Below are 22,750 nucleotides of genomic sequence, written 5' to 3'. Positions count from 1 at the left end.
AGCGCCTACGATGGTTCGAGACTGTCTAGGGGAGCGTTGATCCGTGTCGATTCTGGAAAAGGTCCTTAACGCGGGCGAGGGCCGCATGGTGCGACGGCTCAAGGCCATCGCCGCCGCCGTCAGCTCAATCGAGGACGACTACGTCAACCTCACCGACGAGGAACTGGCCGGCATGACCGAACAGTTCCGGGAGCGGCTCGACGAGGGTGAGACTCTCGACGACCTGCTGCCGGAGGCGTTCGCGGTGGCCCGCGAGGCGGCCGCCAGGGTGCTCGGCCAGCGCCCGTACGACGTCCAGGTGATGGGCGGCGCGGCGCTGCACTTCGGCAACATCGCCGAGATGAAGACCGGTGAGGGCAAGACGCTGACCTCGGTCATGGCCGTCTACCTCAACGCGCTCTCCGGCAAGGGCGTTCACGTGATCACGGTGAACGACTACCTCGCCCAGCGTGACGCGGCGTGGATGGGCCGGGTGCACGAGTTCCTCGGGCTGACCGTCGGCGTGGTGCTGCCCAACCGGCCGGCCACCGAGCACAAGGCCGCCTACGAGTGCGACATCACCTACGGCACCAACAACGAGTTCGGCTTCGACTACCTGCGCGACAACATGGCCTGGTCGAAGGAAGAGCTGGTTCAGCGCGGGCACAACTTCGCGGTGGTCGACGAGGTCGACTCCATCCTGATCGACGAGGCCCGCACCCCGCTGATCATCTCCGGCCCGGCCGAGCACTCCGCCCGCTGGTACGGCGAGTTCGCCGGCGTGGTGGCCCGGCTCCAGCCCGGCACCGACGGTGAGGGCGACTACGAGGTCGACCACTCCAAGCGCACCATCGCGGTGACCGAGCGGGGTGTCGCCAAGGTCGAGGACCGGCTCGGCATCGACAACCTGTACGAGTCGGTGAACACCCCGCTGGTCGGCTACCTCAACAACGCCATCAAGGCCAAGGAGCTCTACAAGCGCGACAAGGACTACATCGTCAGCGACGGTGAGGTCCTGATCGTCGACGAGTTCACCGGTCGCATCCTGCACGGCCGTCGCTACAACGAGGGGATGCACCAGGCGATCGAGGCCAAGGAGGGGGTGGAGATCAAGCAGGAGAACCAGACCCTGGCCACGATCACCCTCCAGAACTACTTCCGCCTCTACGAGAAGCTGTCCGGGATGACCGGTACGGCGCAGACCGAGGCGAGCGAGTTCAACAAGGTCTACAAGGTCGGCGTCGTGACCATCCCGACCCACCGCCCGATGGTTCGCGAGGACCGGCCGGACGTCATCTACAAGACGGAAAAGGCCAAGTTCAACGCCGTCATCGAGGACATCGCCGAGCGGCACCAGATGGGTCAGCCGGTGCTGGTGGGCACCGTCTCGGTGGAAAACTCCGAGATCCTCTCCCAGTTGCTGCGCCGCCGTGGCATCCCGCACAACGTGCTGAACGCCAAGTTCCACGCCCGGGAGGCCGAGATCGTCGCCCAGGCCGGGCGTAAGGGCGCGGTCACCGTGGCGACCAACATGGCCGGCCGCGGCACCGACATCCTGCTCGGCGGCAACGCCGAGTTCCTCGCCGCGAACGAGCTGCGCCAGCGCGGCCTCGACCCGCTGGAGAACGAGGAAGAGTACGCCAAGGCGATGGAGGAGGTCCTTCCCACCTGGAAGCAGGCCTGCGACGCCGAGGCGGATGAGGTCTCGGCCGCCGGCGGCCTCTACGTGCTGGGCACCGAGCGGCACGAGTCCCGGCGGATCGACAACCAGCTGCGTGGTCGCGCCGGCCGGCAGGGCGACCCGGGCGAGTCCCGTTTCTACCTGTCCCTTCAGGACGAGCTGATGCGGCGCTTCCGGGCTGGAGCGGTCGAGGCGGTGATGGAGCGCTTCAACATCCCGGAGGACGTGCCCATCGAGTCGAAGATGGTCACCCGGCAGATCAAGAGCGCCCAGGCCCAGATCGAAGGCCAGAACGCCGAGATCCGCAAGAACGTGCTCAAGTACGACGAGGTGCTCAACAAGCAGCGCCAGGTCGTCTACGCCGAGCGGCTCCGGGTGCTCAACGGTGAAGACCTCTCCGACCAGGTCCGCAACATGATCGACGACACCGTCGAGGCGTACGTGCGGGGCGCCACCTCCGACGGCTACGGCGAAGACTGGGACCTCGAGCAGCTCTGGTCCAGCCTCAAGCAGCTCTACCCGGTCGGCGTGACGATCGAGGAGTTGGAAGAGGAGGCCGGTGGCTCCCGGGCCGGCATGGACGCCGACTTCCTGGTCGCCCGCCTCAAGGAGGACGCCAACGCCGCGTACGACAGGCGTGAGGAGCAGCTCGGCACCGAGGGGGTGCGCCAGCTCGAGCGGATGGTGCTGCTCCAGGTCATCGACCGCAAGTGGCGCGAGCACCTCTACGAGATGGACTACCTCCAGGAGGGCATCAACCTCCGGGCGTACGCCCAGCGCGACCCGGTGGTGGAATACCAGCGCGAGGGCTTCGACATGTTCGCCACCATGATGGACGGCATCAAGGAGGAGACCGTCGGTTTCCTCTACAACGTCGACGTCCAGGTGACCGAACCGGAGCCGGAGGAGGGGGCCGACGAGGTCACCCTGCTCGACAAGCCGGTCGAGATCCGGGCCAAGGGCCTCAACCAGGCACCGCGGCGGCAGGGCCTGCAATACTCCGCCCCCACCATCGACGGTGAGGCCAGCCCGGGCGCGGTCGCCGTGGAGCAGGCCGAGCAGCAGGCCCCGGCGCTCGGTGTAGGCCGACCGGCTCCGGGTGCTCCGGCGGCACCGGGGCAGAGCGCGCCGTCCGCCCCGCAGCGGCCGGCATCCGGGCTGCGTGGCCCGGCAGTCCCGTCGGCCGCCGCCCGTCGGCCGGCACCGAACCAGGCGGAGGCGAGCAACGGCCCGTCCCGCAACGCGCCGTGCCCGTGTGGCTCGGGCCGCAAGTACAAGCGCTGCCACGGTGCCCCCAACGGCGGCAACTGACAAACAGCAGCAGCACAGACAGCGTCTGACCGACGGGTCCCGGCCGACCAGGCCGGGGCCCGTCGGTGTCTCTTGAGCCCGGTGTCTCTTGAGCCCGGTGTCTCTTGAGCTCGGTGTCTCTTGAGCCTCGCCGGCGATCGGGGCAGGTGGGGTCAGAGCACGTGCAGGGCAACGCAGAGCCAGCGGCCCCGGCGATGTTCGAGGCGCAGGGCCATCGCCCAACTTCGGCCGCCCGTGCCGGTGAGGACGGCTGCCGCCTCCACCGTGGCCTCCCGGGGCTCACAGACCCGCAGGCGTAGCAGCCGGACCAGTGCCCGGCCGCTGCGGCGGCGGGTTGTCCCGGCCCGGCCGGAAGCGCGGGCGAGTTCGGTCAGCAGGTCGCCCGCTCGGGCCGGGTCGAGCAGCGCGCGCACCTGGGCCGGCGAGCGGTAGCCGTTGACCACCTCCAGGCAGGTGCCGACGAAGCGGTGCGCGGCTCGGGTGGTTTCCGGTGCGGTCGACGGCGGCAACGACGCAACCGGGTGGGTGGTGGTGGATCTGCTGGGCACCGGGCGCAGGGCTGCTCGCCGCTCCGGCGGCCGGACCGGGCTGGGCCGGGTGGAGGCGAACAGGTCGAGGGCGAGTTGGCCGTCGGTCGGCGCCGGCCAGTACGACCCGTCGGCCTCGTCGAGGTACGGCGGGTCGAAGGGCGGGACGGGGCGCAGTCGCACTGTTGGTCGGGAAGGACCGGGTCGCGCTCCGCTCATCATGGCCCCCTTGATCTTGCGTTTGCCTTCGTTTGCCTCCGACAAGTTCAATTCTGGGCGTCGGAACGGCCTCGGTCAATGGCTTCGCAGCAGCTTCCGTCCGTCGCGCGGCATGATCCACTCGGGTTCCTTGATATCGGGGGGTCTCTGCGGCCCCAACACCCCGACTTCCGCAAAGCCGAGTGGATCATGCCCCGGGACGGACGGACGGACGGGCGGACGCGCCAGGTCAGGCGGTCCAGGCAGTCAGGCGGCCCAGGCAGTCAGGCGGGCCGGGGCAGGCCGGGCGGGGCAGGCCAGGTCGGGCGGGCCGGGGCGCGCCGGGCGGGGCAGGGCAGGCCGGGCGGGCGGGGCAGCCCGGGCAGGGCAGGGCAGGCCGGCCGGGCCGGGCCGGGCTTTGCTACTCGGGGTCGCGGTCGACGAGCGGGTTGCTCTGCACCCAGTCTGCCGTCTCGTCATATTTGCGCGCTATGTACTCCTCCAGCCGGGCGCGCTCGACGCGCCACTGGCCGCGTCCGCCGATCTTGATCGCCGGCAGTTCGCCGCTGCGCACCATGTGGTAGACCTGCGAGTCCGACACGTTGAGCTCGGCGGCCACGTCGGAGAGCAGCAGGAACCTCGGCTCCACAGAAACTCCCGGGGTTGATGTCGTTTGGCTCAGTTTGCCACCGACAGCCCTCGCCGCCCAGCACCGGACCGGGTCGGGGCGGGGTCGACCACGCGGGACACACCGGCTGGGAGCTTCCTCCGGGCGGAGGCGGGGTGTATGACGGTCACGGCGTGCGGCATGATCTGCGCCCGTGCCGGCGGCCGCCGGTGGAGGACGACGCGGGGAGACGACAGGTGACCGACGAGCTTGTCCGGGTGTACGTGCCGGCGACCGTACCGATGCTGGCCCGGCTGCGTGCGGAGGGGCTGGCCGCCGACCAGGCGCACGCCGTGACCCCGGCGCTGCGCGAGTGGTACGCCGAGGGTGACGAGGAGGAGTTGGAGTACGTCGCCTTCACCCGGGCTGCCCAGGACGCCCTGCACCTGCTCCGGGCCGACCCGACCGCTCCCCGCCGTCGCGTCGTCGTCTCGGTCGACCTGCCGTCGGCAGCGATCGGGCGTGGCGACGGTGAGTTGGGCTCCAGCACTGTGTCGTTGGCCGACGCCGTGCCGGTGGGCGCCGTCGCGGCCATCCACGTGGACGGCACGGACGCGGCCGAGGAGGTCGGCGCGGCGGCCGACGTGGTGACCGAGGCGGCGGCTGGTGACCCGGACGCCCAGTTCACAGTCGACGGCGCCGAGGACCACGAGCTGGAGTGGTACGACGTGACGGAGCTGGATCAGCTGCTAGGCGCGACCGACTGAGCCGGACGCCACCCCCGGCAGCAGCCGGAGGCGAACACCGGCCCCAAGCGCCGAACACCGGGCCCAAACGCCGAACACCGGCTCCAAGCGCCGAACACCGGGCCCGGCCGCCTGAGCCGAACGCTGGCGCCCCGGTGAGGCGTCAGCGAGCCGGATCGGCCTTCGCCGGGTCCGCGTCGGCCGCTTCGGTTGTGTCGCCGTCGACCGTCTCGGCCGGGTCGGTGTCGAACGCCTTGGCGTAGCCCGGCTTGTCGTCCGCCGGGTCGACCTGGTCCGCGACGGGGTTCGGGACGTGGGCGGGTTCGTCGTCGTCGATGTGGGCCGGGCTGAGCGTGCGGCCGAACGCGATGAGCGCGGTCAGGGCCCCCACGAAGAGGACCCAGATGCCGTTGTCCACCCGCGAGGTGCCCAGCGAGGTCTGCGCTACCGCGTCCGCCTCGCTGAGCGCGCTGGCAAGGTCGAGCAGCGACCGGCCGCCAACCCTGATGATCACTTCGGCGAGCAGCAGGAGGAGCCCCGGCCCGGCGCCGGCGAGCAGGTACGCCGGCCAGCGCAGCGCCGGGGCCTCCGGGTCGCGGCGGACGGCTCGACGCCGTGCCCAGGTCAGGTAGCCGAAGGCCAGTAGCCCGGCGAGCAGCCCGGCGACGAGCGATTCGGTACGGGACACCCACTTGGCTGCGTTGATCAAAGATTCCTGGCTGTCGCCGGAGCCGAAGAGGTCGAACAGCGGGTCCCGGGCGCGGCTGAACGCGACCACGAAGATCAGCGTGCCCAGCGCGGCGGTGACCACAGCGCCGATCGCCGGGGCGGTCCGCGCGCCGGCCAGCGCGCCCCCGATGATCGCCGCGGCAGCCGTGGTGCCGGCGATCACGTTGGTGGTGGACGTGTCGAAGTAGGTGAGGTTGATGGCCACCGCGGCAGCGAGCCCGACAAGCATTCCGCCGCCGATCGCCCCGGCGAAGCGCAGGGTGGCCCAGTCGCCGTACCTGCGGGCCAGCAGGTTGCCACCGGCCAGCGCAACGGCAGCGCCGGCCACCAGCGCGGCCGAGATCACGCCGGGCAGGGCGAACGCGGAGAGGCTGATCGCGGTGACCCCGGCCGCCGCAGAGGTGATGGCCTCCCGGGTGGACCAGAGCATGGCGGCCAACCAACCGAGCGCCAGCAGCGCGAGCACTGCGGCGCCGGGGGCGGGCAGCGGCCGACTGCCGGCGCTGGCCGCGTCGACCACCGGCTCGTCCGACTCGGCGGCCGGGACGCGGCCGGGCTGCTTGGTCATCGTCTCCCCTTCGAGGCGGCAGGTCACCGACCATTCAGGGTACGCGGGCCCGCTGGGCTGCCTGTCGCCCCGGGACAGCGGGACGGATCGAGACCGGTCGGTAAGGACAGGAGGGGTGGGGCGGTCCTTGGCGCAGGGCGGTGGCGGAGGTGGGTCGTGCGGCCCGTCATGGGAGAATCAGGGGAGGTCCCGCCGCTGCTCGGCCTCCCGTGCGGCGTCCGGTGTCCGGCCATCCGGTCGGTGCCCGCGGGTCCGGTTTCGCCACTGCTGTCGAGATCGCCAGGAGCCTTGATGGATGCCGTGTTCTCCGTTCCCGAGCCGCGCAACGAGCCGGTTCGCAACTACGAGCCGGGCAGCCCCGACCGGGACCGGCTCCAGCGGCGGCTGACCGAGCTCGCCGCCGAGCGCATCGACCTGCCGATGGCCATCGGCGGTGAGCAGCGGATGGCCGGCGGTGACCCGATCAACGTGGTGCAGCCGCACAAGCACGCCCACGTGCTGGGGGTGACCGCGCACGCCACCCACGACGACGCGCGCGCCGCGACCAAGGCGGCCAAGGACGCCGCGCCGATGTGGCGGGCGCTGCCCTTCGAGGAGCGCGCCGCGATCTTCCTGCGCGCCGCCGAGCTGCTCGCCGGTCCCTGGCGGGACACGCTCAACGCCGCCACCATGCTCGGCCAGTCGAAGACCGCGATCCAGGCGGAGATCGACGCAGCGTGCGAGTTCATCGACTTCCTGCGGTTCAACGTGCACTTCGCGCGTCGCCTGCTCGAGGAGCAGCCGGCGTCCTCGCCCGGCGTCTGGAACCGCTTCGACCACCGCCCGCTGGAGGGCTTCGTCTACGCGGTCACCCCGTTCAACTTCACCGCCATCGCCGGCAACCTGCCGTCGGCGCCGGCCCTGCTGGGCAACACAGTGGTCTGGAAGCCGGGCCCGACCCAGCAGTTCGCCGCGCACTTCACCATGCGGCTGTTCGAGGCGGCCGGCCTGCCGCCCGGCGTGATCAACATGGTCACCGGCCGGGGCGAGGAGGTCTCGGACGTCGTGCTCGCCGACCCGGATCTGGCCGGCATCCACTTCACCGGTTCGACGAAGGTCTTCCAGCAGTTGTGGCGGACCGTGGGCGACAACATCTCCCGTTACCGGGGCTACCCGCGCCTGGTCGGCGAGACCGGCGGCAAGGACTTCGTCGTCGCGCACACCAGCGCCGACGTGGACGCGCTGCACACCGCGCTGATCCGTGGCGCGTACGAGTACCAGGGCCAGAAGTGCTCGGCGGCCTCGCGGGCGTACGTGCCGCGCTCGATCTGGGAGGGTGGGCTGCGGGACCGGCTGGCTGCCACCGCAGACTCGCTGTCCTACGGTGACGTGGCCGACTTCGGCAACTTCGGCGGCGCGGTGATCGACGACAAGGCGTTCGCCCGGCACACCGCCGCGCTGGAGCTGATCGCCGGTGACGACAGTTGCCGGGTGCTGGCCGGTGGCACCGCCGACGACTCGGTCGGCTACTTCGTGCGACCGACGCTCTTCGAGTGCGGCGACGCCGCCCACGAGACCTTCACCACCGAGTACTTCGGGCCGATCCTGGGCGTGCACGTGTTCGACGACGCCCGCTTCGACGAGGTCGTCGCGCAGGCGGAGTCGATCGCCCCGTACGCGCTGACCGGCTCGGTGTTCGCCACCGACCGTCGGGTCGTCGAGTCGGTCGGCGAGCGCATGCGGTACGCGGCCGGCAACTTCTACATCAACGACAAGCCGACCGGCGCCGTGGTCGGGCAGCAGCCCTTCGGTGGCGCCCGCGCCAGCGGCACCAACGACAAGGCCGGCTCCTGGCTGAACCTGGTCCGCTGGGTCTCCCCGCGGACGATCAAGGAGACCTTCGTGCCGCCGACCGACCACACGTACCCGCACATGGGCTGACCGGCGACGACCCGCCGGCGGCGCGCGTGGGCGCCGCCGGCGGACGCCCGGAATGTGACAATCCATCGATAGTCCTCAACGGACAGTCTGCCGCCGACAGTGCACTTAGGAAGTCCTGTCGGGTGGCAAACCGGCAAATCCTGGACGCCGGGTGCGCAAAGTGGCAGCGTAGTGGCCATGGCGGATTCCGGAGTCAACCCTACGGCGGCGGCCCTGCTCGGCCTCCTCCACGAGGGCCCGATGACAGGCGGTCAGTTGATGGCCGCCGCTGAGCGCCGTCTGGCGCCGTACTGGTCGATGACCCGCAGTCAGGTGTACCGCGAGTTGCCGGTGCTGGCTGAGCGGGGTTTCGTGCGGCTCGGCAAGCCGGGCCCGCGGATGAGCCAGCCCTATGCACTCACCGCCAGCGGAAAACGGACGTTTTCCCGCTGGCTCGCGGAGAACCCGGGTCGGGACACCATCCGCAACCCGATAGCGCTCCGGATGGCCTTCGGCAACCTGCACTCCGCCAGCCAGCTCAAGGGCCTGTACGCCTCGGCAAACGAATACCACACCGAGGCCCTCGCCCAGGTCCGGGAGCAGGTGAAGAACGCCAAACGGGACGGCGAGACGTACGACGCCAGCGCGCTGGAGTTCGCCGTGGCCTACCACCGGGCGGCCCTGTCGTGGTTGAAGTCCGCCCCCGTCGGGTGACGGTCAGCAGGTTCGCGCATAGGGAACGAGCTGCTCCGCTCCCGGCACAGTACGCTTGTCTGTCGTGACCGCTGCCGATTACGCCGAACAGCTCAAGGAACTCGACGCGACCCTGCGAAACATCGAGGCCGTCCTCAACCTCGACCGGCTCCACGAGGACAAGGCCCGCCTGGAGCAGGAGGCCTCCGCCCCCGACCTGTGGGACGACCAGGCCAAGGCTCAGCAGGTGACCTCGCAGCTGTCGTACGTCAACGGCGAGATCAGCAAGTTGGGCAGCCTGCGGTCCGGGCTCGACGACGCCCAGGTGCTGCTGGAGCTGGCCGAGGCCGAGGCCGACCCGGGTGTGCTGACCGAGGTCGAGTCGGAGATCACCGGGCTGACCAAGGCCATCCAGGAGATGGAGGTCCGCACCCTGCTCTCCGGCGAGTACGACTCCCGGGAGGCGCTGGTCGCCATCCGGGCCGGCGCGGGTGGCGTGGACGCCGCGGACTTCGCCGAGATGCTGCTGCGGATGTACCTGCGGTGGGCCGAGCGGCACGGCTACCCGACCGAGGTCTACGAGACCTCGTACGCCGAGGAGGCGGGCCTGAAGTCGGCCACCTTCGCGGTCAAGGTGCCGTACGCGTACGGCACGCTCAGCGTCGAGTCGGGCACGCACCGCCTGGTCCGGATCAGCCCGTTCGACAACCAGGGTCGTCGGCAGACCAGCTTCGCGGGCGTCGAGGTTCTGCCGGTCACCGAGCAGACCGACCACATCGACATCCCGGAGAACGAGGTTCGGGTCGACGTCTACCGCTCCTCCGGGCCGGGTGGGCAGAGCGTCAACACCACCGACTCGGCGGTGCGCCTGACGCACATCCCGACCGGCATCGTGGTGACCTGCCAGAACGAGAAGTCCCAGTTGCAGAACAAGGCCTCCGCGCTGCGGGTGCTCCAGGCCCGACTGCTGGAGCGCAAGCGCCAGGAGGAGGAAGAGAAGATGGCCGGCCTCAAGAGCGGCGGCACGAGCTCGTGGGGCGACCAGATGCGCTCCTACGTCCTGCACCCGTATCAGATGGTGAAGGATCTCCGAACCGAGCAGGAGACCGGCAATCCGAGCGCGGTCTTCGACGGCGAGTTGGACGGTTTCATCGAGGCGGGCATCCGCTGGCGTAAGCAGCGGCAGATCGCCGGCGACGGTGCGTGACGGCGCGCGGGCGGAGCGCGTCGTCGATCTCCAGGTAGAAGCCTGATTCGACGACTCGTGCCGGATCGGCGGGGCGTGGGGCTTGGCTCAGTTGTTACACCGCGTAGACTCACCACCCGTGATTCAGCTTGAGCAAGTGACGAAGACGTACCCGAAGGCGTCCCGGCCTTCGCTCGACAACGTGTCCGTCTCGATCGAGAAGGGCGAGTTCGTCTTCTTCATCGGTCCATCCGGCTCCGGCAAGTCCACGATCATCAAAATGCTGCTGCACGAGGTGGCCCCCAACAAGGGGCGCGTCGTCGTCAACGGCAAGGACGTCACGTCGATGCGTTCCTGGAAGCGACCCCACTTCCGGCGCTCGATCGGCTGCGTCTTCCAGGACTTCCGGCTGCTGCCCAACCGCACCGCGTACGAGAACGTGGCGTTCGCCCTCGAGGTGATCGGCAAGACGAAGGCGGTTGCCCGCCGGGTCGTGCCGGAGGTGCTGGAGCTGGTCGGGCTCGGTGGCAAGGAGCACCGCTACCCGCACGAGCTCTCCGGTGGTGAGCAGCAGCGGGTCGCCGTCGCCCGGGCGTTCGTGAACCGTCCGCTGATCCTGCTGGCGGACGAGCCCACCGGAAACCTGGACCCGGACACCTCGATTGAGATCATGCGCCTGCTGGACCGGATCAACCGCACCGGCACGACCGTCGTGATGGTCACCCACGACTCCAACATCGTGAACCAGATGCGCCGCCGCGTCGTTGAGATTGAGAGCGGTCGCATCGTGCGTGACCAGGCCCGCGGCGTCTACGGGTGAGCCGGCGCTCCACCCCTGCGCAGCCTGACGACGAACACCTCATGCCGGAGACCCGGAGGAAATCCCGATGCGCGTGAAATACGTCCTGTCCGAGGTACTGGTCGGACTGTGGCGCAACGTGACCATGTCCATCGCGATGATCATCACGATGGCGGTCTCGCTGACCATGCTCGGCGCCAGCGGTCTCATGTACCGCCAGGTCGACGACATGAAGGACCTCTACTACAAGAACATCCAGGTCTCGATCTTCATGGAGCAGGAGGTGAGCGAGCAGCAGCGCACCGACCTGCAGACCAAGCTCGACGGCGACCCCCTGGTCAAGGAGGTCATCTACGTCGACAAGGCCCAGGCGTACGAGCGCTTCAAGTCGATGTACCAGGACGCGCCGGACCTGGTCAACGCCGTCAAGCCGGACCAGCTGCCCGAGTCGTTCCGGCTCACACTGAACAACCCGGAGCAGTACAAGAACGTCTACGACCAGTACAAGGACACCGAGGGTGTCGAGGAGATCGTCGACCAGAGTCGACTGCTCGACAAGATCTTCAACATCCTCACCGCGATCCAGAACATCGCGCTGGCCGCCGCCATCGTGATGGCTGTCGCCGCCCTGCTGCTGGTCGCGAACACCATTCAGGTGGCCGCGTACAGCAAGCGGCGTGAAGTTGCGGTCATGAAGCTGGTCGGCGCGTCCAACTGGTTCATCCAGGCGCCGTTCGTGCTGGAGGCCGTGGTGGCCGGCCTGATCGGTTCACTGCTCGGTCTGGTGGCCCTGGTCGCGGCGAAGTATCTGCTCTTCGACGGGTCGTTGAGCGCGTTGCAGGGTCTGCTCTCGCCGATCACCTGGGGCGACATCCTGTTCATCTTCCCGTTGATGGCCGGCGTCGGTGGTCTGGTCAGCGCGGGCACCGCCTGGATCACCCTGCGCTTCTACCTGCGGGTCTAGGCACCGTACGGGTCGTCCCGTCGTCTCCCGAGGACCCTCCCGCAGCCGGAAATAAACGGCGCGGGAGGGTCCTTGTGATTCGGGTAGCATGATCGGTTGTCCGGCCGGGGTGAGCCCGGCCGCAGACGCCAGGAGAGGGGGTGGCACCGATGCCACGGGAAAAGGGGCGCAAGGTGGTCGCCTCCAACAAGAAGGCGCGTCACGACTACGCCATCTTCGACACGTACGAGGCGGGCATGGCGCTGACCGGCACCGAGGTCAAGTCGCTGCGGGCCGGGCGAGCGTCACTTGTCGACGCGTTCGCGCAGGAACGTGACGGCGAGTTGTTCCTGCACGCGATGCACATCCCGGAGTACACCCAGGGCACCTGGACCAACCATGAGCCCCGGCGTACCCGCAAGCTGCTGCTCAACCGGGGCGAGATCGACAAGCTCCTCGGCAGGACCCGCGAGGGCGGTTTCACCATCGTCCCGTTGCAGGTCTACTTCTCGGACGGCTGGGCCAAGGTCGAGATCGCCCTGGCCAAGGGCAAGAAGTCGTACGACAAGCGTCAGGACCTCGCCAAGCGGGACGCGGACCGGGAGATCGCCCGGGTGTCCGGTCGACGAGGCAAGGGCATGGACGACTAGTTCATCCTGTTTGTCCGGGTCGGCGTGCTGGCCCGGGGCTCGGGATGAAAGCTGTTGCGGCAGGCGTTAGTCTTGTCAGTGCCGCCACATCGGTGGCCTGTCGAGGGGGTGACTGGTTTCGACTTCGTACGCAGCGACAGGGGAAGCGAGCCGAGGAAGCCGACGTCGTCTCGAGAATCGGTCGTCGGAAACTTATAAGCGCCAAGCAAAATCGCGCTGACTTCGCTCTCGCCGCCTGAGGCGAGTAGCTAAGTCTGTCGGCCTGGGAACGCCTTCGTCCCAGTAGCCGGCATCAGCTAGGAGGCTGGCCAATCGGACCCGGTCGCGGGGTCCGTGCGGCGAGATTAATCAGCGACTGGGCCCGTCACACCAACTTGCTCGCGTGAGCGGTGGGGCCGAGTAGAGGCACAGCGAGCTGCGCTCGGAGAAGCCCTGACAAACCGGCGAAGGACCCGGGTTCGATTCCCGGCACCTCCACCACCTCGAACGAAGCGCCCCGGCCCACCAGCCGGGGCGCTTCGTTGTTCGCGGGGTCTTACGCTGCCTCCTGTGACCAACCAGGAGCTGCGCCTGTCGGTCGGCGCGTCGCCCGGCCAGCGCGTCGTGGCGGTGGTGTTCGGCGTCCTGCTCACGACAGTCGGCGCGGCGTTCGTGGCGCTGCCCCTCGTCGCCGACGGGCTGCTGCGCCGGCTGACCGGCCCGGGTGACGCGTTCGCCTCCTATGAGGAGGCTCGCGACCTGCCACCGGGGCTGCTGCCGCCCGGGCTACGCGACTCCGCCGACCCGCACCAGCCCGGTCCCAGCCCGTTCATCGGCCTGTGTGGCCTGTCCTTCGTCCTGCTCGGCCTCTACCTGGTGCTGCGGGTGCTCCGCACGGCCGCCTGGCTGGACGGCAGCCGGGCGCGGGTACGCGGCGCGCTGCGCACCCGCACCGTCGACCTCGCCACCGCCCGGATCGAGTCCGGCGCGGTGTCGTACCGCGAGGCGGACGACGACGGTGCGGCCGGCGGACCGCAGGTGCGGGCCATCCTCGTGACCGACCCGGGGAGTGCCCGGGGGGTCACCATCCCATTGCGCGGCATGGGGCTGCCCGTCCTGCCGCCGTCCGAGCTGCGCGCGCTGGCCGAGGCGATCACGACGGGTCGACCGGGCGACGAGCGGGCCGGCGACGCGCGCGCCGTGGCCGACCACCTGCGCCGGCTGGCGGAGCGCCCGTCGACCGACTGAGGCGGTCGTACGTCCCAGGAGGCCCGTGCAGCGCCGGGGGCCACACCAGCGTGGCTGGTGGGGTCATTGTGTTCAACGGGGCAGATGAGACGGCTCAGGGCCCTGGACAGGGCAGGCCGGGCAGCCTCACCATCGCGGTATGGGGTAGCAGCGCCGCCGCGGGAGGTGCCAAATGGTCACCGGTCCGGTCCAGCAGCCGTCAGTCGTCGCCCGACCGCGCGTCGCGCATCCGGCGGGGCTCCCCGCCGATCCACATTCCAGCGGTCTACCCGGCGCGCCGCGCCCGGCCGGCCTCGCCGGTGACGTGCACGCCCTCGGCCGGGCCGTCGCCGTCGCCAGCACCGAGCCGCGCTGGCGCGAAGAGGTTCTCCTTCGGCTGTGGCCGGTGCGGCAGGGCTTCGCCGAGCACGTCCGGGTCACCGAAGGCCCCACCGGCCTCTACCGGGAGTTGCTCACCCAGTCGCCGCGGCTGGACCACGGGGTGCGGCTGCTGACCCGGGAGCACGTGGCGATCGTCGCCGCGATCCTGGCGGTCCAGCAGATCGCCGAGCGGCCCGGGACGCGCCCCGATGAGCTGCGACACCGGGCCGGGCACCTGCTGCGGAGGCTGGCCCGGCATCGGCGGCGCGGCGCCGACCTGCTCTGGGAGGCGTACCAGACGGATCTGGGCGGCGAGACCTGACCTGGGGTCGGGAACCGGCCGGTCGGCGGAGGCGTCGAACCGTAGATGAATCGGCCTGCCCTGTTGCTCGTACTCCCGTTGCTGCTCTTGACGGGCTGTGCCGCTACCGACGCCGGTCCGGCCGGCGGCCCGCCCAGCCCGACGCACGGGGCGAAGGCGTTCGACCAGCGGGCCGCTCAGGTCGCCGAGGCGTGGCGGCCCGGCCCCGACTGGCGCACGGGCTACGTGCCGTTGGAGGGGCCGACAGTGCTCACCGGTGACCCGGGCTTCACCCCCGAGACCGAGGCGGCCTTCCGGGCCGGGTGGTATCGCGCGCAGGTCGGAATACCGCCCACCCGGGTCGGTGGCGAGATCCAGTTCCCGGACGGACGGTTGAGGCTGCCGTTGGTCAGCGCCGCCGAGGCGTACCGGCAGCTCGACCAGGGTGACCCACTGCCCTGCCCGGGGCGGCCGAAGCGGCCCGGTCGGCCCACCCCCGGCGGCCCCACTGTCGAACCGGGGCCCGACGGGTGGACCACGAGCAGCACGCAGACCGCCTGTCTCCCGCTCACCGTCACCGCTGTCACGTTCGGCGCCGTGCCGGTGCGCACGAGCCGAGGCGTGGCACAGGTCCCGGCCTGGCTGTTCACCGTCAAGGAGCTGGCCACCCCGGTGGTCCGGCTCGCCGTCGCGCCGACGGCAGTCACCCCCGTCTCCGAACCGACCACGCCGGCCCGGCCACTGCCGGACGGGTTGGTGGCGGCCCAGAACCTGGCCGCCGTCGACGACGCACGGCTGACCGTGCGCCTTGGCGTCGGCGCGTGCGACACCGGGATCACGCCGTTGGTGTGGGAACGGCCGGACGTCGTGGTGGTCGGTGGCGGCGTCACCCGGGCCACCGGCGAATGTATCGATCTGCTGAAACTGGAGCCGGTCACCGTGACCCTCGCGGCGCCGCTGGGCAGCCGGCCGGTGCTGGACGTCTTCACCGGCGCCCCGCTGGCGATCGCACCGCGCTGACTGGGCTCAGAGAATGCTGGGCACGTCGGTGCTGATCGGCACCGGCAACACAGTGGGCCGGTCGGCGCGCAGCCCGGCGGAGAGCGCCGCGCCGAGCTGGTCGGGGGTCTCCACCACCTGCGTGGCACAGCCGTAGCCGGCCGCGATCGCGATGACGTCCAACCCCGGCAGGTCCAGGCCGGGCACCCCGGGCGTGTGCTTCAGCTCGGCGAACGCCTTGAGGATCGCGTACTGCTGGTTGACCGGGACGACGACCACCACCGGCAGTGCCAGGCGCGCGGCCGTCCAGAGTGCCTGCACCGAATAGTGGAAGGAGCCGTCGCCGATCACCGCCACCACCGGGCGACCGCGCCCGGTGTCCCGCTCGGCCAGTGCGATGCCGATCGCCGCCGGCAGGCCGTAGCCGAGGCCGCCGCTGGCCATCGTGAAGTACGACGCCGGGCGGGTGATCTTCAGCTGACGACGTAGCGCGGACAGATTGGATGGTGACTCCTGGACCAGCACGCCGTCGGCCGGCCAGTGTGCGGCCAGCGCGGCGAACAGGGCGTCGGCGCTCAGCGGGGTGCCGACCTCCGGCGGTGGTGGTGCTTCCCGTCGTGTGGGTGCCGGCCGGTCGCTCGGCGGCACCCCTTCGACCAGCGCGGCCAGGGCCAGCCCCGGGTCGCTGAGCAGGCTGTCGCCGACCGGGGCTCGCGCGGCCTCGTCGGGGTCGTCGGTGATGTGCAGCAGTCGGGCGCCGTCGGGCAGGTGCCCGCCCGGCACGTACGGGTAGTAGCGGAACACCGGAGCGCCGACGACCAGCACCGTGTCGTGCCCACGCAGCGCCTCGGCGAGCGGACCGATCGCGTACGGCAGCACGCCGCGGAAGTGCGGGTGGTCCTCGGGGAACACCGCCCGCTCGGTGGCGGGGGCCGACCAGACCGGCGCGGCGAGCCGCTCCGCCAGCGCGACAGCGGTCGCCCAGCTCGCGGAGCGGTCCACCCCCGGCCCGTACACGAGCACCGGGTTGCGGCTGCCGGCCAGCACCCGGACGAACTCCTCCATCCGCTGGGGGTCCGGCGCGAACCGGGTGGCCACCGTTCGCGGCGCGGGCGGCGGGTCGGCTGGCTGGGCCCAGTCGTCCATCGGCAGGGAGAGGAAGACCGGCCCGGCCGGTGGCTGCACCGCCGTCGCGTACGCCCGCAGCATCGCCGCGGGGATGTCCTGCGCCCGGGCCGGCTCGTAGGCCCACTTCACGTAGGGCTGCGGAAGCTCGGTGGGTCGGCGGCTGGCCAGTCGGGGTTCCAGGAGCAGCATCTCCCGGGTCTGCTGGCCGGCGGTGACGATCAGCGGGGTCTTGTTGTGCCAGGCGGTGACCAGGTTGCCCATGCCGTTGCCGGTGCCCGGTGCGGTGTGCAGGTTGACGTGGGCGGGCACTCCGCTGGCCTGGGCGTAGCCGTCGGCCATCGCGACGGCCGTCGCCTCGTGCAGCGCGTGGACGTAGTGGAAGTCGGCGGGGAAGTCCTGGAGGAACGGCTCCTCGGTGGAGCCGGGGTTGCCGAAGACGGTGGTCATACCGAGGGTGCGGAGCACGTCGTACGTCGCGTCCCGGACAGTTGCCATCGCACCCGCCTCCGTGTCGCGGGCAGGGGCAACCGCGGTCGCCCTCCCGATCAGCCGAATCTATCGGGATGTGACGGACCTTTCGGGCGTTTCTCGGCCGTCGGTGGTCCCGATCGGTCGATCACCGGGAGGTCCGCCGTCGGGTGCCTCGGCCCTTCGTCTTAACTGTCCGATCACCCGCCGGTCAGACCTTAGCCAGCACCCAGCACGCAGGCTATGGTGCCAGGCATGGCGTTGACAGGGCGGCTGAACCCGATGCGGCGGGCGGATCCGGTCGATGACCGGCCCCCGGCGCGGGCTCACGGTTGACGGGTGTGTGGCATGCAGGGAGAGGGCCAGGCGATCGGCGGACGAGCGATGGAGTCGATGACCGGACGGCTGCTGGTCGCGACTCCGGCGCTCAAGGACCCGAACTTCGACCGTACTGTCGTGCTGCTGGTCGCCCACGAGCCGGGCGGCGCGCTCGGCGTGGTGCTGAACCGGGCCACCGAGGTGCCGGTGGCCGAGGTGCTCGGTGACTGGAGCGACCTGGCCCGCCACCCGGCGGTGCTCTTCGAGGGTGGCCCGGTGCAGCCCGACTCGGCCATCTGCCTCGCCCGGATGCGGCACCCGATGCGCCGGGTGAAGGGCTTCCACCAGGTTTCCGGGGCGGTCGGCACTATCGACCTCTCGGTCGACCCGGAGCGCCTGCGGGAGAGCATCGGCGGCATCCGGGTCTTCGCCGGCTACTCCGGCTGGGGCAGCGGCCAGTTGGAGCAGGAGATCGCCGACGGGTCCTGGTTCGTGCTGGACGGGCTTCCCGGGGACGCCTTCGTCGACCGGCCCGACGACCTGTGGCCGATGGTGCTGCGCCGGCAGGGCGGGATGATGGCCGCCGTCGCGCACTTCCCGCCGGACGTGGCGCTCAACTGACCCGGTCCGGCGGGGGACCCCGCGAGATGACCATGCGAGCCGGTCTGTGTATAGTTTCCCAGTGCCCGGGCGACCGGGACGACAGCAAGGGGCCGTGGCGCAGCTGGTAGCGCACCACACTGGCAGTGTGGGGGTCAGGGGTTCGAGTCCCCTCGGCTCCACCCTTGAGAAACGCCCTGGTCGGGATAATCCGACCAGGGCGTTTTGCTGCGTCAGGAGGTGGCCTTTGCTGGCCGGAGCGTTCATCTCGGTGGTCTACGCATTCCTCGGATGGCTCGTCGCATTCACCGCCAGAGCGTCAGTGCGGCCGTCGGTCGACAGGTACCGCAGCCCCGGGGTGCGGACCACCGCGACCATGAGATCGACCGAGCACTGGTACGCGGCACACCGCCGGGTCGAGCGCCCCTTCCATCGGACCGGGATGCTGTTGGCGGTCGTGTCCCCGCTGCCGGTCATCCTCGGCGCCGCCTTCGGTGATCCGCCGGTGATCGCGGCGGTCCTGGTGCTCGCCGTGCTGGTCGTGCCCTACCTGCTCTACCTTGGCCATGTCGGCAACCGTGCCGCGCTCGCGGTGGACGACGAGTCGTGAGTCGGCCGGCCACCCGGACAGTGGCAGCCAGGGCATCGTCGAAGCCGCGGCTACCGAACGATCGGTGACCACTCCCGCTGGCTGACGATCGTGACCCCGGGGGTCCGGTAGTAGGGGTCCTCGGCGACGACAGCGGCGAACGCTGCGGCGTCCGGGACGTCGAAGATCAGCAGTGCTCCGGAGTCGTCGGCGAACGGCCCGGCCATGACCAGCCGGCCCTCCTGGTGCAGGGCCTGGAGACGCTCCCGGTGCGCCGGTCGGGCGGCGAGCCGGTCGGGTGCGTCGCCGAAGGACAGCTCCAAGATGAACACCGGCTCCTCCTCGTCGGGGCGATCTTCCGAATCACAGTAGTCGATCCGGCGAACCGCCTCAGCACGCAAAACGCCCCGACCGGAGGACCCGGTCAGGGCGTTGGCGACTAGATGTCCGGTAAGGGCTGAATCAGCCCTGGCGGCTCTTCCACTGCGGGTTGGCGCGATTCACCACGACCACCCGGCCGCGACGGCGGACCACCACCGAACCCGGCTTCTGCTTCAGTGCACGCAACGAGCTACGTACCTTCATGTCTGCCTCCTCGGTGCAAGCGGTTCCGAGTATCGAAACGCCACACCCACCCGCAGGATTCCCGGCCGGTCAGCGTCGAACCTTTGCCGTCTCCCGGCCGTACCAGTGGGCGGAGGTCATCCTCATGCCCGTACGCCGGCTCCTCGCCACGGTGCTGGTCGCTGCCGCGACAGTGCCCCTGGCCGCCACGCCCGCCGCCGCCCACGGTGCCCCGACCGACCCGATCAGTCGCGCGGCGGCCTGTGGCCCCGAGGGCCGGTACGCGGCCACCAGTGCCTGCCGGGCGGCGGTCAAGGCCGGCGCGGCGGTCCGCGAATGGGACAACGTGCGCGTTTCCACTGTCAACGGGCGAGATCGGGAACGGATCCCGGACGGTGAGCTGTGCAGCGGCGGACTGTCCGCGTACCGGGGACTGGACCTGGCCCGCACCGACTGGCCCAGCACCACTGTCACCACCGGCGCGAGGTTCACCTTCCGCTACCGGACCACCATCGAGCACCGGGGCACCTTCCGGCTCTACGTCACCACGCCCGACTACGACCCCCGCAAGAAGCTGACCTGGGCGGATCTGGAGTCGCGCCCGTTTCTGACGCTGACCGACCCGCCGGTGCGGGCCGGGGCGTACCAGTTGGCGGGCCGGCTGCCGGCGGGCCGCAGCGGCCGACATTTGATCTACACGATCTGGCAGAACTCCAACACGCCGGACACCTACTACTCCTGCTCGGACGTGGTGTTCCGTGGCGCCACGGCCACCGGTGCCACTGCCACCGCCACCCCGACGAAGGCCGCCGCGACGAAGAGCGCGGCGGCTGCTCCGCGTACCGCAGCGAGTGGGCCGGCCGCCACCGAGACGGCGGTGGCGGCGGCGGCCGACCCGGGCGTGCCGGTGGCGTCGGTGACCAACCTCGGCGGCCGGTGGCCGGTGCTGGCCGGTGCCGCCGCCGTGCTGGTCCTGGCGCTGCTGCTGATCGGTGCCGGACGGCGACGTCGCAGCGCCGCCGCACCGGTGGGTCGGCAGTGCGAGGTGCGCAACCACCGGGCCGGGCGGCGCCGGATCTGGTGATCCGACCCGCCCGGGACCCGACGGCGTTCAGCCCAGGTGGCGCTCGATCTCGGCCAACTCGTCGGCAGTGAACTCGAGGTTGTCCAGCGCGGCGATGTTCGTCTCCAACTGCTCGACGCTGCTCGCCCCGATGATCAGGCTGGTCATCCGCGGGTCACGCAGCGCCCAGGCCAACGCGAGCTGGGCGAGGGACTGCCCGCGCTGCTCGGCGACCGCGCCGAGCCCACGGATGGTGGCCATCTTCTCCTCGCTGAGGTCGCTCTCGTTGAGGAAGACGCTGGTGCGAACCCGCGAGTCGGCCGGGATGCCGCCCAGGTAACGGTCGGTCAGCAGGCCCTGGGCCAGCGGGCTGTACGCGATGCAGCCCGCACCGACCTGCTCCAGCGTGTCGAGCAGGCCGTCGGACTCGGTCCAGCGGTTGAGCATCGAGTACGACGGCTGGTTGATCAGCAGCGGCGTGCCCAGCTCGCGCAGGATCGCGGCTGCCCGCGTGGTCTGCTCCGAGTTGTAGTTCGAGATGCCGACGTAGAGCGCCTTGCCGGAGCGGACGATGGCGTCGAGCGCCCCCATCGTCTCCTCCAGTGGGGTGTCCGGGTCGAACCGGTGCGAGTAGAAGATGTCGACGTAGTCCAGCCCCATCCGGCCCAGCGACTGGTCCAGCGACGAGATCAGGTTCTTGCGCGAGCCCCACTCGCCGTACGGGCCGGGCCACATCAGGTACCCGGCCTTGCTGGAGATGACCAACTCGTCCCGGTACGGCTTCAGGTCGGTGGCGAGCATCCGGCCGAAGTTCTCCTCCGCCGAACCGGGCGGCGGGCCGTAGTTGTTGGCCAGGTCGAAGTGGGTGACACCCAGGTCGAAGGCGCGGCGCACGATGTCGCGCTGCCGTTCGAACGGGCGGTCCGGACCGAAGTTGTGCCACAGCCCGAGCGAGACGGCAGGCAGCCGCAGGCCACTGCGTCCGCTGCGCCGGTAGGTCATGGTGTCGTAGCGGTCATCCGCAGCGAGGTAAGTCACGATCATGAGCCTAGCTCCGGCCCACCGTGGCGCGGATCGGGCGTGGAAACCGGGACATCGGGGTAGTTTCGACGCCATGCGTTTCATTGCGCTCGACACTCCGAAACCGCTGTCCAAGATCGGGTTGGGCACCTGGCAGTTCGGCTCCCGGGAATGGGGGTACGGCCCGGACTTCGAGCGGCAGGCGGCGCAGATCGTCCGGCGGGCCGTCGAGCTGGGCGTGACGGTCTTCGACAGCGCGGAGATCTACGGCTTCGGGCGCAGCGAACGCATCCTCGGCGCGGCCCTCGGCGACGACCGGCCGAAGGTGGTGGTCGCCAGCAAGATCCTGCCGGTGCTGCCGGTGGCCGCCGTGGTGCAGCAACGAGCGGTCGCCTCGGCGGCCCGGCTCGGCGTCACCAGCATCGACCTCTACCAGGTGCACCAGCCCAACCCGTTGGTATCCGACCACACCACGATGCGCGGCATGCGGACCCTCCAGGACGTCGGGTTGGTCGGCGAGGTGGGCGTGAGCAACTACGGGCTGCGCCGCTGGCAGGTCGCCGAAGCGGCACTCGGCCGGCGGGTGCTCAGCAACCAGGTCCGCTACAGCATGCTGGACCGCGCACCCGAGCAGGACCTGCTGCCGTACGCGCGGCAGGCCGGCCGGGTGGTCATCGCGTACAGCCCGCTGGCGCAGGGGTTCCTCTCCGGCCGCTACGACGCCAAGAACCCGCCGACCGGCGCGGTCCGGCGCGCCAACCCGTACTTCCTGCCGGAGAACCTGGAGCGCGGCGCCGCCCTGATCGACACGGTGCGCCAGGTCGCCGACGCCCACGACGCCACCCCCAGCCAGATCGCGCTGGCCTACCTGCTGCGCCACCCGAACGTGCTCGCCATCCCCGGGGCGTCCGGGGTCGAGCAGATGGAACGCAACGCCGCCGCCGCCGACATCGACCTCGCCGACGACGAGTACACGGCGCTGGCCGAGGCAGCGAAACGCTTCCGCCCGATCACCGGACTCGCCGCGATGCCGGCGATGCTGCGTGCCAGGTTCGGCACACCAACCGGAAAGTGAGCACAGTGGACGACATCACCGCGCTGATCCTGGACGACCACGCCGCCTTCCGGCGTGGCTTCGCCCGCCTCGACGACGCCCGAGACGAGCAGGAAATGCTCGCCATCTGGGACGCCCTCGCCCTGCACCTGGACATCCACGCCGAGGCGGAGGAGGCGATCCTCTACCCGCACCTGGTCAAGCACGGCGACGACGGCGAGGACGAGACCGCCGACGCGATCGGCGACCACAACAAGATCCGCGACGCCATCGCCGAGGCGAAACTGCACCCGGTCGGCTCGGATCAGTGGTGGGAGGCGGTCGGCAACGCCCGCCGGGAGAACAGCGAACACCTCGCCGAAGAGGAGGACGAGGCGCTGCCCGACTTCCGCCGGCATGCCAGCACCGAACTCCGCGCCGAGCTGGGCCAACGCTGGCTCACCTTCTACGGCGAGCACAAGAACGGCCGCAACCTCCCGTTCCGCGACAAGGACCCGCAGCAGTACGTCGCCGACCACCGCTGAGATCTCCCCGGTGCGGGGG

The 22,750-nt window shown here is 70.5% G+C and carries 23 protein-coding genes, 1 tRNA gene and 1 other RNA gene; 18 read left to right on the top strand and 7 right to left on the bottom strand.

Annotated features, from left to right (window positions below; translation table 11 throughout):
- The first annotated feature begins 43 nt into the window (after positions 1 to 43).
- Positions 44 to 2,971 carry a preprotein translocase subunit SecA gene (secA, locus tag OG598_RS21885; RefSeq protein ID WP_328650856.1) on the top strand — a complete coding sequence of 976 codons (2,928 nt, stop codon included), beginning with the start codon at positions 44 to 46 and terminating at the stop codon, positions 2,969 to 2,971.
- Positions 2,972 to 3,123: 152 nt separating this feature from the next.
- Here secA and OG598_RS21880 read toward each other — a convergent pair whose 3' ends face one another.
- The gene (locus OG598_RS21880; protein ID WP_328650855.1) at positions 3,124 to 3,720 is read right to left on the bottom strand and encodes an Rv3235 family protein; all 597 of its coding nucleotides are present in this window, start codon (positions 3,718 to 3,720) and stop codon (positions 3,124 to 3,126) included.
- Between the two features lie 397 nt (positions 3,721 to 4,117).
- Positions 4,118 to 4,345, bottom strand: a complete 228-nt coding sequence (locus tag OG598_RS21875) for a helix-turn-helix domain-containing protein (protein ID WP_030490852.1) — start codon at positions 4,343 to 4,345, stop codon at positions 4,118 to 4,120.
- A 215-nt stretch (positions 4,346 to 4,560) separates the two neighbouring features.
- On the opposite strand from OG598_RS21875, the gene OG598_RS21870 reads away from it, so the two are divergent.
- Entirely contained in the window at positions 4,561 to 5,070 is a 510-nt protein-coding gene (locus OG598_RS21870) for a DUF6912 family protein (protein WP_328650854.1), read from the top strand.
- A gap of 142 nt (positions 5,071 to 5,212) precedes the next feature.
- Here the strand turns inward: OG598_RS21870 and OG598_RS21865 are convergent, their stop codons facing one another.
- Positions 5,213 to 6,346, bottom strand: coding sequence for a hypothetical protein (locus tag OG598_RS21865; RefSeq protein WP_328650853.1), 1,134 nt, complete (start codon positions 6,344 to 6,346; stop codon positions 5,213 to 5,215).
- A 291-nt stretch (positions 6,347 to 6,637) separates the two neighbouring features.
- Here OG598_RS21865 and pruA point away from each other — a divergent pair, with 291 nt between their 5' ends.
- The 10 genes from pruA to OG598_RS21815 all read left to right on the top strand — a co-directional run bounded on the left by pruA (position 6,638) and on the right by OG598_RS21815 (position 15,424).
- The gene (pruA, locus tag OG598_RS21860) at positions 6,638 to 8,266 is read left to right on the top strand and encodes an L-glutamate gamma-semialdehyde dehydrogenase (protein ID WP_328650852.1); all 1,629 of its coding nucleotides are present in this window, start codon (positions 6,638 to 6,640) and stop codon (positions 8,264 to 8,266) included.
- A 177-nt stretch (positions 8,267 to 8,443) separates the two neighbouring features.
- Positions 8,444 to 8,959 carry a PadR family transcriptional regulator gene (locus OG598_RS21855; protein WP_091393967.1) on the top strand — a complete coding sequence of 172 codons (516 nt, stop codon included), beginning with the start codon at positions 8,444 to 8,446 and terminating at the stop codon, positions 8,957 to 8,959.
- A 64-nt stretch (positions 8,960 to 9,023) separates the two neighbouring features.
- Positions 9,024 to 10,145, top strand: coding sequence for a peptide chain release factor 2 (gene prfB / locus OG598_RS21850; protein WP_328650851.1), 1,122 nt, complete (start codon positions 9,024 to 9,026; stop codon positions 10,143 to 10,145).
- Between the two features lie 118 nt (positions 10,146 to 10,263).
- Positions 10,264 to 10,944, top strand: coding sequence for a cell division ATP-binding protein FtsE (gene ftsE / locus OG598_RS21845; protein WP_030331491.1), 681 nt, complete (start codon positions 10,264 to 10,266; stop codon positions 10,942 to 10,944).
- Positions 10,945 to 11,011: 67 nt separating this feature from the next.
- Positions 11,012 to 11,887, top strand: coding sequence for a permease-like cell division protein FtsX (gene ftsX, locus OG598_RS21840; protein ID WP_112582377.1), 876 nt, complete (start codon positions 11,012 to 11,014; stop codon positions 11,885 to 11,887).
- 149 nt (positions 11,888 to 12,036) lie between these two features.
- Positions 12,037 to 12,516 (top strand): SsrA-binding protein SmpB, encoded by a 480-nt coding sequence (gene smpB, locus OG598_RS21835; RefSeq protein WP_124854050.1) that lies wholly within the window; start codon positions 12,037 to 12,039, stop codon positions 12,514 to 12,516.
- Positions 12,517 to 12,620: 104 nt separating this feature from the next.
- Positions 12,621 to 12,996: a transfer-messenger RNA gene (gene ssrA, locus OG598_RS21830) on the top strand.
- A gap of 69 nt (positions 12,997 to 13,065) precedes the next feature.
- Positions 13,066 to 13,743 (top strand): hypothetical protein, encoded by a 678-nt coding sequence (locus tag OG598_RS21825; protein ID WP_328650850.1) that lies wholly within the window; start codon positions 13,066 to 13,068, stop codon positions 13,741 to 13,743.
- A gap of 172 nt (positions 13,744 to 13,915) precedes the next feature.
- On the top strand, positions 13,916 to 14,425 hold the full coding sequence (locus OG598_RS21820; protein WP_328650849.1) for a hypothetical protein: 510 nt from the start codon (positions 13,916 to 13,918) through the stop codon (positions 14,423 to 14,425).
- A gap of 45 nt (positions 14,426 to 14,470) precedes the next feature.
- Complete coding sequence (locus OG598_RS21815; protein WP_328650848.1) at positions 14,471 to 15,424, top strand: hypothetical protein; 954 nt, start codon at positions 14,471 to 14,473, stop codon at positions 15,422 to 15,424.
- A gap of 6 nt (positions 15,425 to 15,430) precedes the next feature.
- On the opposite strand, the gene mdlC is transcribed toward OG598_RS21815, so the two are convergent.
- On the bottom strand, positions 15,431 to 17,026 hold the full coding sequence (mdlC, locus tag OG598_RS21810; protein ID WP_328650847.1) for a benzoylformate decarboxylase: 1,596 nt from the start codon (positions 17,024 to 17,026) through the stop codon (positions 15,431 to 15,433).
- A gap of 321 nt (positions 17,027 to 17,347) precedes the next feature.
- Here mdlC and OG598_RS21805 point away from each other — a divergent pair, with 321 nt between their 5' ends.
- The 3 genes from OG598_RS21805 (at position 17,348) to OG598_RS21795 (ending at position 18,527) form a co-directional block, all read left to right on the top strand.
- A complete protein-coding gene (locus tag OG598_RS21805; protein ID WP_112582369.1) occupies positions 17,348 to 17,938 on the top strand; it encodes a YqgE/AlgH family protein in 591 nt (196 codons plus the stop codon).
- 88 nt (positions 17,939 to 18,026) lie between these two features.
- Positions 18,027 to 18,099: transfer RNA gene (locus tag OG598_RS21800), tRNA-Ala, on the top strand.
- Positions 18,066 to 18,527 carry an SdpI family protein gene (locus OG598_RS21795; protein ID WP_328650846.1) on the top strand — a complete coding sequence of 154 codons (462 nt, stop codon included), beginning with the start codon at positions 18,066 to 18,068 and terminating at the stop codon, positions 18,525 to 18,527. The genes OG598_RS21800 and OG598_RS21795 overlap by 34 nt, the downstream gene beginning before the upstream one ends.
- Before the next feature lie 50 nt (positions 18,528 to 18,577).
- Here OG598_RS21795 and OG598_RS21790 read toward each other — a convergent pair whose 3' ends face one another.
- Both OG598_RS21790 and OG598_RS21785 read right to left on the bottom strand, forming a co-directional pair.
- On the bottom strand, positions 18,578 to 18,838 hold the full coding sequence (locus tag OG598_RS21790) for a YciI family protein (protein ID WP_328650845.1): 261 nt from the start codon (positions 18,836 to 18,838) through the stop codon (positions 18,578 to 18,580).
- A gap of 130 nt (positions 18,839 to 18,968) precedes the next feature.
- Positions 18,969 to 19,091, bottom strand: a complete 123-nt coding sequence (locus tag OG598_RS21785; protein WP_030490864.1) for a 50S ribosomal protein L36 — start codon at positions 19,089 to 19,091, stop codon at positions 18,969 to 18,971.
- A 124-nt stretch (positions 19,092 to 19,215) separates the two neighbouring features.
- On the opposite strand from OG598_RS21785, the gene OG598_RS21780 reads away from it, so the two are divergent.
- Complete coding sequence (locus OG598_RS21780; protein ID WP_328650844.1) at positions 19,216 to 20,154, top strand: lytic polysaccharide monooxygenase auxiliary activity family 9 protein; 939 nt, start codon at positions 19,216 to 19,218, stop codon at positions 20,152 to 20,154.
- 27 nt (positions 20,155 to 20,181) lie between these two features.
- Here OG598_RS21780 and mgrA read toward each other — a convergent pair whose 3' ends face one another.
- Positions 20,182 to 21,177 carry an L-glyceraldehyde 3-phosphate reductase gene (gene mgrA / locus OG598_RS21775; RefSeq protein WP_328650843.1) on the bottom strand — a complete coding sequence of 332 codons (996 nt, stop codon included), beginning with the start codon at positions 21,175 to 21,177 and terminating at the stop codon, positions 20,182 to 20,184.
- 70 nt (positions 21,178 to 21,247) lie between these two features.
- On the opposite strand from mgrA, the gene OG598_RS21770 reads away from it, so the two are divergent.
- Positions 21,248 to 22,228: an aldo/keto reductase gene (locus OG598_RS21770; protein ID WP_328650842.1), complete on the top strand. Its 981-nt coding sequence runs from the start codon at positions 21,248 to 21,250 to the stop codon at positions 22,226 to 22,228.
- Positions 22,225 to 22,731, top strand: a complete 507-nt coding sequence (locus tag OG598_RS21765; protein WP_238683507.1) for a hemerythrin domain-containing protein — start codon at positions 22,225 to 22,227, stop codon at positions 22,729 to 22,731. Before OG598_RS21770 ends, OG598_RS21765 begins: the two co-directional genes overlap by 4 nt.
- Positions 22,732 to 22,750 lie beyond the last annotated feature (19 nt).

This window comes from Micromonospora sp. NBC_00330 (genome assembly GCF_036136635.1).
In the GTDB taxonomy this organism is placed as follows: domain Bacteria; phylum Actinomycetota; class Actinomycetes; order Mycobacteriales; family Micromonosporaceae; genus Micromonospora; species Micromonospora salmantinae.
Note: the sequence above shows the minus strand (reverse complement) of the source record. Positions and strands in the feature narration are given on the sequence as shown.

Bases quoted from the DNA above. Each gene is read 5' to 3' on its own strand.
- OG598_RS21865 (WP_328650853.1), bottom strand. From the start codon at position 6,346: ATGACCAAGCAGCCCGGCCGCGTCCCGGCCGCCGAGTCGGACGAGCCG.
- mdlC (WP_328650847.1), bottom strand. From the start codon at position 17,026: ATGGCAACTGTCCGGGACGCGACGTACGACGTGCTCCGCACCCTCGGT.
- smpB (WP_124854050.1), top strand. From the start codon at position 12,037: ATGCCACGGGAAAAGGGGCGCAAGGTGGTCGCCTCCAACAAGAAGGCG.
- OG598_RS21815 (WP_328650848.1), top strand. From the start codon at position 14,471: ATGAATCGGCCTGCCCTGTTGCTCGTACTCCCGTTGCTGCTCTTGACG.
- OG598_RS21785 (WP_030490864.1), bottom strand. From the start codon at position 19,091: ATGAAGGTACGTAGCTCGTTGCGTGCACTGAAGCAGAAGCCGGGTTCG.
- OG598_RS21780 (WP_328650844.1), top strand. From the start codon at position 19,216: ATGCCCGTACGCCGGCTCCTCGCCACGGTGCTGGTCGCTGCCGCGACA.
- OG598_RS21855 (WP_091393967.1), top strand. From the start codon at position 8,444: ATGGCGGATTCCGGAGTCAACCCTACGGCGGCGGCCCTGCTCGGCCTC.
- OG598_RS21770 (WP_328650842.1), top strand. From the start codon at position 21,248: ATGCGTTTCATTGCGCTCGACACTCCGAAACCGCTGTCCAAGATCGGG.
- mgrA (WP_328650843.1), bottom strand. From the start codon at position 21,177: ATGATCGTGACTTACCTCGCTGCGGATGACCGCTACGACACCATGACC.
- OG598_RS21880 (WP_328650855.1), bottom strand. From the start codon at position 3,720: ATGATGAGCGGAGCGCGACCCGGTCCTTCCCGACCAACAGTGCGACTG.
- pruA (WP_328650852.1), top strand. From the start codon at position 6,638: ATGGATGCCGTGTTCTCCGTTCCCGAGCCGCGCAACGAGCCGGTTCGC.
- OG598_RS21820 (WP_328650849.1), top strand. From the start codon at position 13,916: ATGGTCACCGGTCCGGTCCAGCAGCCGTCAGTCGTCGCCCGACCGCGC.
- ftsX (WP_112582377.1), top strand. From the start codon at position 11,012: ATGCGCGTGAAATACGTCCTGTCCGAGGTACTGGTCGGACTGTGGCGC.
- OG598_RS21805 (WP_112582369.1), top strand. From the start codon at position 17,348: ATGCAGGGAGAGGGCCAGGCGATCGGCGGACGAGCGATGGAGTCGATG.